10 protein-coding genes are annotated in these 12,907 nt (G+C 57.0%); 2 read left to right on the forward strand and 8 right to left on the reverse strand.

The genetic code is table 11. The features are described from left to right. Window positions 1-4: 4 nt before the first annotated feature. Complete coding sequence (locus IVB32_RS31510; RefSeq protein WP_247372566.1) at window positions 5-1,462, reverse strand: MOP flippase family protein; 1,458 nt, start codon at window positions 1,460-1,462, stop codon at window positions 5-7. Window positions 1,463-1,576: 114 nt separating this feature from the next. Between IVB32_RS31510 and IVB32_RS31515 the strand changes: the two genes are divergently transcribed. Then, window positions 1,577-3,028 (forward strand): glycoside hydrolase family 55 protein, encoded by a 1,452-nt coding sequence (locus IVB32_RS31515; RefSeq protein ID WP_247372564.1) that lies wholly within the window; start codon window positions 1,577-1,579, stop codon window positions 3,026-3,028. Here the strand turns inward: IVB32_RS31515 and IVB32_RS31520 are convergent. After that, a complete protein-coding gene (locus IVB32_RS31520; protein ID WP_247372561.1) occupies window positions 3,008-4,309 on the reverse strand; it encodes a hypothetical protein in 1,302 nt (433 codons plus the stop codon). The genes IVB32_RS31515 and IVB32_RS31520 overlap by 21 nt on opposite strands. Window positions 4,310-4,594: 285 nt before the next feature. Here IVB32_RS31520 and IVB32_RS31525 point away from each other — a divergent pair, with 285 nt between their 5' ends. Further along, complete coding sequence (locus IVB32_RS31525) at window positions 4,595-4,762, forward strand: hypothetical protein (protein ID WP_247372559.1); 168 nt, start codon at window positions 4,595-4,597, stop codon at window positions 4,760-4,762. Between the two features lie 878 nt (window positions 4,763-5,640). Here IVB32_RS31525 and IVB32_RS31530 read toward each other — a convergent pair. The 6 genes from IVB32_RS31530 to IVB32_RS31555 form a co-directional block, all read right to left on the reverse strand. Beyond that, window positions 5,641-6,408: a hypothetical protein gene (locus IVB32_RS31530; protein WP_247372556.1), complete on the reverse strand. Its 768-nt coding sequence runs from the start codon at window positions 6,406-6,408 to the stop codon at window positions 5,641-5,643. Further along, window positions 6,398-8,647, reverse strand: coding sequence for a polysaccharide biosynthesis tyrosine autokinase (locus tag IVB32_RS31535; protein WP_247372553.1), 2,250 nt, complete (start codon window positions 8,645-8,647; stop codon window positions 6,398-6,400). The genes IVB32_RS31530 and IVB32_RS31535 overlap by 11 nt, the downstream gene beginning before the upstream one ends. A gap of 281 nt (window positions 8,648-8,928) precedes the next feature. After that, window positions 8,929-9,549: a hypothetical protein gene (locus tag IVB32_RS31540; RefSeq protein ID WP_247372550.1), complete on the reverse strand. Its 621-nt coding sequence runs from the start codon at window positions 9,547-9,549 to the stop codon at window positions 8,929-8,931. A gap of 138 nt (window positions 9,550-9,687) precedes the next feature. After that, window positions 9,688-11,175 (reverse strand): O-antigen ligase family protein, encoded by a 1,488-nt coding sequence (locus IVB32_RS31545; RefSeq protein WP_247372547.1) that lies wholly within the window; start codon window positions 11,173-11,175, stop codon window positions 9,688-9,690. A gap of 28 nt (window positions 11,176-11,203) precedes the next feature. Continuing rightward, window positions 11,204-11,785: a hypothetical protein gene (locus IVB32_RS31550; protein WP_247372544.1), complete on the reverse strand. Its 582-nt coding sequence runs from the start codon at window positions 11,783-11,785 to the stop codon at window positions 11,204-11,206. Between the two features lie 156 nt (window positions 11,786-11,941). Continuing rightward, a partial coding sequence (locus IVB32_RS31555; protein WP_247412637.1) for a polysaccharide biosynthesis/export family protein occupies window positions 11,942-12,907 on the reverse strand: 966 nt, incomplete at its 5' end.

A 12,907-nucleotide genomic window follows, 5' to 3' on the forward strand; every position in this document is an offset into this window, starting at 1 on the left:
CCCTCTATTCCTGTGATTTTACCGTTGCGGTTCCAAAAAGTTTGCTGGCATCTCCAAGTGCCGTTGGCTGAAACACCAGTAGCAATGCGCAGTATGCCAGAACACCTGTACTAACGAGGCACATTAGCTTTATGATGGGCGGAATCTCGATCGGCAGCCAAGCGTCGGCAAGGGCGACAACGCACATCATCGCGATCGCGCAACCAAACGGCCGCATGATACTTTTAAGGAAATCCGCTAGCGTTCGTCTAACCTGACCCAGCGTTACGTGCAGTGTTATTGTTGCCACGATGATGTTTGCAATAAAGTAGGCCTGCGCAACGCCAACAGCGCCTCCCTTAAGCCCAAGCGCAAAAGAAGCGATGAACATGGCAGAGTTAGCTAGCCCCAGATTTCGAAGGATATCCGTACGCCCCGTCGCCGCCAATAGCGCCCCCGTTGTTGAGACCATCGACTGGAGATAGCCGACCGGCGCGAGCCAACCTATGATCGTTGCAGACTCTAGCCATCTCGAACCCAGCAATGACTCTATGAATGGTGTTCGGACGGCCCATAGCCCGAGCATTAGAGGTGCTGTGATCAGACTAATAAGCCGCAGCGTCTCAACGTACTTCCGACCGAGCGAAACGGGGTCGCTCTGATCGGTGCTGTAGATCGGAAATAGTGCGCGATTCACCACAAACGTCAGATTGCTTAATGGAAGAAGCATCAGACGATATGCAACGTTGTAGTGGCCAAGTTCTGATGCGCCCAAATATCGCCCTATAATGAATCCATCGGCATTTCGAGCAAAGTAATTAATGACATTGAAGCTAACTAAATTGCCGCTGAAGCGCAGAAGCCCCTTAAACTCTCTGAAACTCCAGCGCAATGTAGGCTGCCAATCAGCGCGCGTCCAAAGTAGCACTGTCGAGATTCCCGCCGTGACGAGAGTTTGAACTATCAATCCCCATATCCCCCCACCCTCCGCCGCGAAGAGAATGCCCGCTAGTGCGCCGATACCGCCCGCGGAAACCTCGATAAATCCCACTTTTCGAAAGTTGTTTCGCTTCTCGAGAAGGGCTAAATGCGAAGCACCAAGTGCGGCCACCGGAAAAGATAACGAAAGAGCCAGTAGAATTGTTTCCAGCCGAGGCACGTGGAAAAGAAACGCCCACAATGGCGAGGAAGCCGCTACCGCTCCTCCGGTAACGAGGCCGAAGAGAACATTCGACCAGAACACCGTATCGATGAGGTCCTGGCTCAGTTCGTGTTTCTGTACGAGTGCTGCTGCAGTCCCCATATCGCGCAAGATTGCCGCGAAATTCGTGACAACAGTTGCCATCGCGAGTAGGCCAAAATCATCGGCGGGCAACAAGCGCGCAAAGATGGTCATACTCCCAACAGAAATGGTGATCCGGCAGATCTGCGAAACTCCAACCCAACGGAGATTCGAAATAGCTGTACTAGAGGGGTTTTTCATCGAAGAACTTGTTCGCTCTGATCAGAAAACAACCTGCAAAGTCGCCCGACCTCGTAACGTTGAGTAGCCAAAAAACGGGGGAATAGGAACGACTTACAGCCGAAGGAACAACCCATGCCACCGTTTGTGCCGACGCGTCGCCAAATCCTGCCGCTAGCCACCGGAGCACTCTTTGCTGGATCCGCAGCACAAGCAGCCACTCTCGATGTACGGGCATTCGGGGCGCAGGGAGATGGCAGGCATGATGATACTGATGCAATTCAAAGAGCAATCGAGCAGGCTTCAGTCGCGCGCGGCATTGTCTGGTTACCTCCTTGCGACACCTCACAAGGTAAGTATTGGAGACTAACCAGACCATTATTCCTACGCTCAAACGTAACGATCGCAGGTGAAGGCCCGAACAGCCTTCTCTACAACGATCGAAGGGAAAGCACGACATTTATGGATCAGGCGGTGATCCTTCCAGGAAACTATCATCCTGAATTCCTAAATACTATTGAGTTCGACAGAGCTAGGTTAATCGGACCGGGCACCAATACTCTGGAAATTGCGAATCCTAATAAACGATACGCCGCTAACCAGACGGTGTTCGTGCGATCCCAAGACTATGACCCCGCACGGCCGACCGTTTCAATATCTTCCTTCACTCTAATATGTCGGGTTCTAGCGGCTCACTCGGGCAAGATCTTGGTAGACCGACCCATTGTATTCGGTGGCCCATTAGTAGTGGCCCCAGCCGATGGACAGGTCGCATGGCGACGCATAGGCGATCCCAGCCGTTGCTTCGTCTGCATCGATGCCAAGCTCGAAAACCTCTCAATCAGATCGAACGGATTCTGGACAGGGGACACTGCGGCCCGAGGATGTCGATTCACGAACCTATTTATCGAATCGCGAGTTGGGATCTACGGCAATTTGTTCCAGGAGTGCGTCTGGAAGAATATCGATCTAACCTTTGATCGTCTCGCGATCGAACTGGCATGCAATTCGACCGATGTTCTTGTCGAAAATCTCAAGGCAAAGATGAGCCGCGATCTAGAGTCGCCTACCCATCAAATCATCGCGATACAGGAGTCTGCCAGGCGCTGCATGGTCCGAAACTTCTTCGTTGACGCAGATGCATTCACAAAAACCGCTCCCGTGGTGAGGTTTGGCCCCTCTTCTCACTGCGCTCTGCTTGATGGAAAGATTCTCTGCAAACAAGCACGAGGGGCCATGATCTCGTTCGACACTGGCGTCGCTCGAGTTGAGCACAATCAAGTGCGCAACGTCAGCTTTCACGGCAACTCCGCCGCTACCGGAATTGCCTTTGAGCCCCGATTACAGGGCGATGTCTCCGATAACCATGTGGATCAAGTTCGGATCGAGGGGCTTGCCACCGCTGAAGCCGCCCGCATTGGGGGCAGCAACAACATAATCAGCAATTCCTATCTTACGGGAGACAGGCTGGTTGTGCTTTCAGGCGCCGCAAACTGCATCGTGAAAGGTAGCGCCATTCCTAACAAGGTTGTGAATTCTAGTTCTGATAGCGAGGCCGTGAAATTTTTAGGCAATCAGACGCACTGAGGACTGAGGGACGAGTAGAGAGAGTGCCAACCGGAGCACAAGAAACACTGCGGTCACAATAAGAAAAGTCCAGAGGACACGTGATGCCGTAAACATATCAGACCTCCAAAGAGAGAACGTGTAGAAGTAGAGAACAAAGGCTTCTATCTGGCGGTTATGCTGCATGGACAGCCGATATTGGAAAGACGATACCAAAGCTAGAAATCCACCGAATAGCAGGGCTCCCGAGAATGGGCCGAACTCCGCCATCCAAGCACCTAAACCAGAGAGCGTAATCTCGGAGCCGGTGTTCTCGAAGCGAACAGGACTTACGATCTTCGTGAACATTGTGCTGGGAGGCTCGGGCTTGAATTCCGCGATTGATCTCGGCACTGGGAAGAAAAGAGAAGCAGACAAACTGTAAAATGGATAGGGAAGACTAAAGCCGGTTTCTGATACTGCGTAGACACTCTTCCAGATCGCGAAAGTTTCGGACTCTACGACTTGTCCAAACCAAATATCTCCACGCTCGATCTTCTGAAACCCGATGTACCGAACATACATCGTGTATGCCTGAAGAACTACGATAAGTGGAAGGACGCCGAACACCAGCATCCGATAGGGGTTAAGGGGACGACCATTGGCGAGGCACGCGCAAACGAGGAGCAGGAACGCGGAAACGATATTGCCGCGCCCCCCAGAGAGTACCGCCACTCCACCCGCTACTACCACTGCGGCCAAACTATAAGGCAGCGACCTCGCCTTGAAGATCACGTACAGACAGCCCACGATCGCGAAAGGGGAGGCATTCAGAATGACAAAGACGAACTCGTTCCTGTATTGACGCGCTCCGACAAGTTCTATGAGTCCGCTGATCCCGAGCGCAACAATACTCCAAGCTAGGACTCCACAAACGACAGATGCGATGATCAAGAATACTAGAAGGGAAGCCAATCGACTGTGAGAGCTTATGTGCTGCTTCCCGCTCGCGGTTGTTCGGGCCGCGAGCAGCTTCAAAAGGGTTGCATACAAGCAGAATACAATTGCATTGCCCACTTGAAGCGTCAGCAAAACTGAGTCGCTACAGTTTAAGGTCTGCTCGCCTATGCGAAAGGAGACGTATTGTGAGGCGAACAAAAACTGAAAGTCCAACAGCAGAAAAAAAGCAGAATTCAGAACATGAATGTCGAGAGGCCAATACCTGCCTGATGGCGATCGGACGACCCAAGAAATTCCCCAGCCGACGATCAGCGCAGCCAACATAAGAGAGACAACCAGGAGCGCTGCAAAGTCTATGGACATCAGTGGACCCTACCGAGATACTAAAGCTTTCACTGCGCTACGATAAAGCCGAAGCTTGACCGAAGGTGCCATTCCGGATCGAGCCACTCGAGCGAGCGCCCATGCAGCCGTGGCTAGATCTACGCGGCCTTGATTATAGAAGTGAAATCGGATCAGAAAGAATAAACGCGCATCGGCTGACATTTGTCTTCGCCACTTTAACAGGAAAAGTCTCGAACTTTTTGGTCGTCGCTGTTTGCTGACCCGCGAACGAACTTCTCTCGCATCGTGATACAGGGTCGTGATTTGGCCAATTTGATCAATGGCGAGCCCATTGCTGAAGGCATTCATGATGAAATCGAAATCCTGATGCTTAAGCAGCCTCTCGTCAAATCGAAGCAATGGCTGATTTCGAAAGACAAAGCTACTAGTTTGGGCGATACCCCCCTCGACAAAAATGAACTCTACAGGTGACAAGTTACGCCGGTACCGAGGACCGCTTGAGAACTGCTGAGGCATTCCAAAGACGAGATCCAGCCTATGCTCGGCAAGCCAAGCTAATGACGCGGATATGTGGTTCGGCCGCCACTCGTCATCGGCATCCAACAATGCGACAAATTCCGTTTCGGTTAGATCGATACCTCTGTTCCGGGAAAATCCTCCTCCTGAGTTATTCGGGTTTCTGATTATTTCCAATTCGATATTCCGCGGAGACTCGCCTGCGATCTCCTGAACCACGTCAACGGTTCGGTCGGTTGAACAGTCATCCACCACAAGGATCTTCGACAGCTTACCGCAATCCTGTCGAAATACGGATCGTACAGATCTAGCAATTGTTCGTTCTGAGTTGTAGGTCGGTATGACAGCCGTGACACCACCTTCTAGTAATCCTGGTACGGATCCAGCTGGATGGTCCATGACTTGGTGCTGATACAAGAGCAAATCTCGCGACTAGTGCTGGAAAACTGTGTATTTGAACATTCTAATGCGAGTCATCGTGCCAAGTACGGTGTCAACTCGCTTGTAGCCCGCAACATCAAATGGGTTGCAGTGCTGTGAATTGAAGTAGCAGACTTTCACCTTTATGAGCCTGGGGCAGTTGTTCTTGACGCTCACAACGTGATCAATGAGATCGGGATTTACAACATGCGCTCGTGCGGCTGCCTCAACGTCTAGGCACGGCCGATTCAAGGCATCTCGCACGATGTTCGAATTAGACTGCTCCGCAGGAGCTTGTACCGTCAACCTTGCCCCGCTCAAAGCCTGAGCTTCCGCAGGCGCACGCGCGTCGACTAGGTACATTGAGAACGCAAGCACCAGTGTCATCGAGCCATCAACCATTCCGAAGGACTTCATTGCCAAGGCCTTTCCTCTCTTTCCACGCCCGGTACCGTGACGTTAACGCCAACCTTCAAGAGTTGCTTGGCCAAACTCTGGCGATCTGTGATGTCCACTTGCGTCAGGGCAGCCAGCAGACGATCCCGGTTCGACCAGCCTACGGTGGCTAGATTGGTAGCTGCTTGATCGACAAAGCCAGAGCTCACCATATTCGAAAATTCTGAGATAGTGGCTCTTTGCACGACCTCGCTGAGCATTGCAAAGACCGCCAGCGCGAGGCGGTTGCGTCGAAGGGATATCCAACCTTCGAGCGGACCGGCGGCGTAAGACTGGCCCAAGTAGTGAGCGATCTGAAGGTCAAAGCCACTGCGGCTGATCTCAGCTGAATAGAGCATCAGCCATAAGAACGAATCGGTTGGCGCAACGGCAAGTGCAGCCTTTACCTTATTCTGGGCTGCTTCGATTTCATGGTCAGCTTCCTCTGGAGTCTTGCGTAGGATGGCCTCCTCAGCAGCGCGGAGTGTGATCAGGGCTTGGGACTGCGAGAATTCTGGCTGTATCATGGGCGGTTCTGAGACGGCGTTGGTGCGCAAGAGCATTTCTCCGAGCGCCCCCGGTTTGAAAGATTCGTCGGCGATTATACGCGCAGAGATGTTGCGGGCCGGCGCCGTCAACTGGAACGACGGCAGGACAAGCGACGACCAAACGGAGCCGACCACGCCAAACAGCAGCAGTAGCGCGCGTAAAAATGCTCCGCTTGGTAGACGATCGCTATTCCACATACCCGTAACGGGCGTAATACTTCTGATAATAGTAGCGCCCGTGATAGGATTCGTAGCGCGCCAGTGCTTTAGTGTCGGCTTTGTTCAGAACGACACCAAGCAATTTATCATGGATCTCGGGTGACCCCCGCAGATTGTGTTTCACGACGTCGATCCTGGTTTTGCCCCACTCGACCACAAAGACGTAAGAATCGACGAACGACGAGGTAACGCGCACATCGACGACCGGAGCCATCGGTGGCATGTCGAGAATGACATAGTCGTATTTAGACCGCAGCAGCGTGACCAAGGCATGCATAGCTTTGGACGCCAGGATTTCATTGGTATGCAGTAACTTCGAGGTCATGCCTGTCGGCAGGATCGAGAGCTTGGTCTCAGGATCGAGGATCAATGCCTCCTCTAGCTGCGCCTTTTGCGCAACCACGTCGACTAAGCCGACCTTGGCGTCCGGTACTAGGGCGCGTGAGAGGGACGGATTGCGCAGGTCAGAGTCCACAAGAATTACGCGGGCTCCGCTGTGCGCCATCAGCTGGGCGAGGTTGGTCGAGAGCGTGCTCTTGCCTTCATTGGGTAGAGTGGAAGTTACCGCGAGGACTCGGTTTTCGCGCACGATGGAATTGAGATCCACCGCCACTTTCAAAGAGCGAACGGCTTCCGCGAAGCGGGACAATGGGTTCTGGACTACATAGCGCAAGAGATCAGGCGCCGGATTGTTCTCAGCGGGTTCAGCACCCAGCCTTGATCTGGAGGAGGCGCCGCCGAGCGCCGGCAAAATCGCGACGCAATTCGTCCCTAATATCTCCTCTACCTGACCCGTAGTTCTGAATACTTTATCAGTAAACTCGCGCGCCATTGCTACACCGAAGCTTAGGACAGCCCCACCGAACAGAGCAGCAACAAGGATGATCAAGGATTTGGGGTAACTCTTGATCAGCGGTGTCGTCGCCGCGCTAATCACCCGGGCCTCGGTGATGGGGAACGACTGCTGCTGCACCGATTCCATGTAGCGCTGGAGGAAATTATCGTACATCGCCTGGTAGGACTGCGCGCTGCTTTCTAGCTCGCGCAGCTGCACCTGTGCCTGATTAGTGAGCTGCGATTCTGAGACGACGTTGTTCAGGCTCGACTTGATGCTCTCCTCGCGCGTCACCGCGATGTCGTAATCGCTCTTGTAGGATTCCTGGATGCGCTTCAGCTCGTCTATGATGTTCTTCTTGATCTCGGCCATCTGGCGGCGGAGATTTACGGCGGCCAGGTGATCCGCGCCGTACTTCATCGCCCAAATCGATTCCTTGGAGGCCATGTCGACATATTGACCGCGCAGCTTGACGATGGTGTCGTTCTTCAGCGCGTCCGCGACATTGGCGTCCGGAATCTCCTGCTTCAGGATGTCGTTAATGCGGTCCATCCGCGCCTTGGCCTCGGCGGTTGCCGCATGCGCCATGATGAGCTGGCTATTCACCTCGGCAAGCTGCTGCTCGTTCATCAGACGACCGCCGGCATCGACGATGTTGTTGGCGGTCTTGAAATCCACCACCGCCTTCTGCGCGGCGGAGGCCTGGGTGCGCAGCTCCTTGATGCGGTCCTGCAGCCAGACGCTTGCGCGCCGGGTAGCCTGGTACTTGGCCTCGAGTTGGTCGACGATGTAGGCATCGGCTATTGCATTGGCGATCTTTGCAGCTTTCTGCGGATCGCGCGAGGTGAAGCCGATCTCCATGACGTAGGTGAGACCAACGCGTTTGATCGTACGGTTCTTCTCGAATACCCCCAGCGCCTTGCGCGTCAGCTCGAATTCCGTCGGCGGCTGCCCACTCGAAAGGAGGTTGGAAATGAAGCTGACAAGCGATCCCAGAACTCCACCGCCGCTACCGGTAAATTCGGGGTCATCAGTCAGATGCAGGTCACGGACTACAGCGAGGCTGATGTTCTCAGATTTCAGGATCTCGACCTGAGTTTCCACCGTCGCCGAATCGATCGCAATGTCGCCGAGCACGGATTGCTGCTGGAACAGCTGCACCTTGCGGGTATCGATCACCATCGAGGCGGTGGAGGTGAACTGCGGGGCGGCGGTGAAAAGATAGAGCAGCGCCAGGATCACGCAGGCCGACACGATGGCAATCATGGTCGGGAATTGACGCCGGATGGTTTCGAGATAGGATTTCAGCGCCTGCGCTGGAGAGGTTTCAACCTCAATTGCCTGCCGGTTGATCTCCGACGAAGGCTTATTCACCTGCAGCATTGTGCAATTCCTGAAATCGTCCAGCGACCGGGTCTGGAGGATGGCACCGGGGGAATGAAAGTCGCGCGAGCAAAAGCACTCAAAAAGCACCGGCAGTTGCGGGCGAACATAACACGCGACGAAACGCGGCTGAACCCAATTGATGCAGCGCAACGGTGCATGCACATGACAATTTGCGCGGAAGCTTAACGGGCGAAACGCAAAGCGGCGCGATGACGCGCCGCTTTGACTAGATAGCGAACGAGGCAGCCGGGAGGCTTACCGCCTCCGGGCAAATACGGTCAGCGCGTGCTGATGCGATTGGCGGCGTTAGTGGTGCCGCCCACGCCGGCGCCGGCGTTCGAATTGACTTGGGTAGCATAATGCAAGCCGCCGAAAGTCGGCGCACCGTTAGCGCTGCCACCGGTATTGCCGGGATTGCCGATCGGGCCGCCCGAGCCCGAGCTACCGCCCGCGCCGCCGCCAGTCGCGGCGATCGCAACGTCGCCGGTCGCGGCCTGGTAGGCGGCGATCACGTCGGCATTGCCGGTGTTGGCGATCGCGGCCTGGATCTCATTGGCGAAGGCCTGGTCGCTTGAGGCCGCCATGCGGGCGATTTGGGCGAGGCCGCCGACGATCGCGCGGACCTGGTCCTTGGTGGTCGCGGGATCCTTCAGCAGCGCGATCAGGCCCGGGAGCGTGGTCGGATCGGAGGCGCCGAGATCGCGCACGCGCGAGATCAGCTGCGGGCCGCCGGTCGGATATTGCTGCAACAGGCTGCTGGGGGCGGCCTTGAAATCGGTAATGACGGTGGCCGGCAGCTGGCGCTGCGGCGGGTAAACGGCGGCGCTGGCGGCCGAGTGAATCGTCGCGGCGAGCGCCGCGGCCGCAGCCATGCGAAGCGCAATCTTGATAACGCTCATAAATAAACCTCCAAAAAACGTCTGCCCACTTTACGTCTCGGCCCGGGCAAGTGGCTGTGTAGTGCCGGAACCTAGCGGAAGAGCAAATCGCTGTCCACTTATTCTAAAGACTTCGTAAACGGCGCAACTGCTTCAAAACTAGACAGTTTTGTGAAGCTCGCGGGCGCGGCGCCGGCCGCGCGCAGGCTGCGTCCGGCGCCCCTGCTGGTCCGGTGCGGCGACCGCCTCGCCTTGCGCCCGCGCCGGCTCGCTCGAGCGGAACGATTGCGCTAGCCCCGCGCCGAAAAGCGCAAAGAACGGAATGGAATAGCCGGGGATCTGGAGCGTGAAGTCCAGGCAGGAATGCAGCAGCGACAGGCTCGCGGTCGCCGCCGCTGCCAGCGGGATGATGGCGTCGCGCCGCCTGGCGAACACGCCGCGGCCCAGGATGACGAGCATGACCGCCCATGCGGCCGCCACCAAAAGCGCCATGGGGATGCCGACGTCGGAGGCGAGCTCCAGCGGTGTGGAATGCGCGATATCCCAGATTCCGCGAATCGAGATGTTGGGGCTGCGGTAGGGCGGGAAGGCCCATTGGAAGGTGCCCATGCCGGTCCCGAACCAGGGATTGTCGGCGATGATCTTCAGCGTGGATTTCCAGGCCTCGATGCGGCCCTCGTCGACCAGGCCCTGGCTGTCGAACCGGCTGGAGACGCGGCCGCCGAGCAGCTGCATCAGGCCGAGCGCCACCACCAGGCCGGAGCCGAGCGAGATCCAGATTCCGGTCCGCGGCGGCAGGTCGTTGCGCAGGAACACCGTGAAGGAGGCGATCATCGCGAGCAGCGACAGGCTGACGCCGGCGCGCGAGCCGGTCATGAACATCGCCATCAGGCAAATCAGAAGCGCTCCGAGATGCGGCAGGATCTGGCGCGGCGGGATCTCGGCCACGTCGCGCGACACGCGCTTCCATTCGATGTGCCGCTCAGGCAAGCGCCGGCGGACATCCTCCAGGATCAAGAGCATCCAGATCACCGCGCAGGAACCGAAATAGGCCGCGGCCGTGTTGCGGTTGATGAAGGTGCCGGTGACGCTGCCCATATAGGCCGTCTTGTCCCGCCACAGGATCATGGTGGGCTCGATCAGGAACGAAGCGACGCCATAAAGCGCATAAAGGCTGCCGGAGACGGCGATGACCCAAAGCAGACGGCGGGCGCGCTCACGCTCGGCACCGACGGTGATGCCGAGGAGGATCGCCAGAATATTGCCGAGTGGCGCACCCAATGCGAAGAACGCCTCGTTCTTGACGATGGATGCCGACGGCGCAATCGGCACGCCCAGGAGTTCGGACGCCTGCTTCCAGATCGGATTGAACGGCGCGATCCAGGGATGATCGGACAGCTGCTCATGCAGCACGAAGGCGTATCCGGCCACGATCAGCCCGATGCCCGCGATCATCCAGAAATGGGGCCGGCGCAAGTCGCGCGTCGGCGCCACGATCAAGGCGAGGCCCAGGCAGAGGCACCAGAACCCGATCGAGAGGTCGTTGGTCGAGCCGAACGGGAACGGCGCGCCGGCGGCGACGAAGAACAGGATGAAGGTCGCAGGCCAGCTCCACGACCAACTTATACGGGGAAGCGGAAAGCGCATCGTCGGTTCGCCGGCCTCGGCTCTAGCTCTAGAGGAAGCAATCGATCGGATAGATCTTCAGATCCACATTCAAGCGGCTGATCCGGGTCTGCGCCCGAAAACCGTAGAACAGCCCAAGGTTATCACTCCCCTGATCGAGCTTTATTCCAGGGGTTAATTCGTCGGGTGGCACCAGATTGCCTATGTGGCGATTAATGCCGGATATCTCGATACGCCCCCCCTCCTCGCCGAAATGCCCGGCGAGTTGAGTGACCGTCACCTTGGGCAAGCCCCGCCGCTGATGGCAGACCTCCTCCTCCCATAGCTTTGTTTGTGGGACGAGAGGTTTGCCCGCTCCTTCAGGCACAACGATATCCGAGAAGGAGGGGTGCAGCATCCCGAAGAACCGGCTCTCCTTGGAATTCGCCGACAGGCGCACTGCGAATGAAACTTCTCCCTTGGCACCTCGAAGGCGCTGAAAGATCGGCGCGTCGGGCTCGGCAGAGACCACGACATCGATCCGGTGGCGTACTCCGAACTCCCCCGCCGCACCGGCAGCCTGCTCGAGCAAAACAGGACCCCCGATGATGAGGGTCAGAAAACACCAGAATGCTCGTCGTCGAAAGCGCATGACGCCCCTCGCAACACTGCGGGGTGACCGATGACCGGCGCGCCTTGCTCAGTGGTGCCTTGATCCATAACCCGAACTGCGTCGCCTTCGCTAAACGAAAATGGCACCGGGACAAAGCCCCGGTGCCATCGTTTCGTGGATCAGGTTGGCCCCGCCTTACGGCGCCAGCTTGATGTTGTTGCGGAAGATCAGGGCGTCGTTGGAGAGGTTCACGGCATCGCTGCCGGTCGCCATGATCACACGCAGGAACTGCAGGAACTTGGCAGTTTCGACGTTGCGCGAGTTCGAGACATAGAGCACGTCGCCATTCTTCATCATGACCTTGGTGGCCAGGAAGAAGCCACCCGGATCGCGGAAGTTCACGTTGAAGATGACCGGGATCGTCTCAGAGGTGTACTTGCTGACGTCGATGCCAAGCTGGGCAGCAACCTCACGCGGCTCGCGGCGATAGAGATACACCGCAGCCGGATCGGCTTGACCATCGAGGAGACCACCGGCCTTGCCCACGGCTTCGCCGAGGTTGATGCGCCAGGCGTCGAAGTTGAACTCGCCGCTCTGTCCGCTGGCACCGAACGCCAGGAACTTCTGCTGCTCGCGATAGACGTAGACGCTGTCGTCCGGACGAACATAGATATTGTTCTCCGGGCTCATGACCAGATTCTCGAACGGCACGGTCGCCCGCTTGCCGGCACGCTCCAGCATGACCCAGGTCTCGAAGCCCTGGCCCTTGATGCCGCCAGCGCGAGTGATCGCGTCGAGCACCTTGTCCTTCGCACCTGCCGCACTCGCCGGATAACGCGCCGGCGCGTTGACCTCGCCGAGCACGCTGATGAGCTGGGTCCGCTGCGAGGACATCGCCACCACGACCTGAGGCTCAATGGCGCGGTTGGAGATCTTCTCAACGATAGCGCGCTGAATTTGTACGGCCGTGAGACCCGCGGCCTTGACCTGGCCGGCGTAGGGCACCGTGATGAAGCCGTCATTGTCGACCGACTGATCCGGAATGGTGACGAAGTTGCCCGGACGGACGCCGGCTTCCGCCGGGATAAACAGGCCGCCCGCCGCGGCTTCGAAGATGGTAACCGCAACAACGTCGCCGATGCCGAACACGATGCTGGCAGG

The organism is Bradyrhizobium sp. 23 (genome assembly GCF_023073295.1).
GTDB lineage: Bacteria > Pseudomonadota > Alphaproteobacteria > Rhizobiales > Xanthobacteraceae > Bradyrhizobium > Bradyrhizobium canariense_D.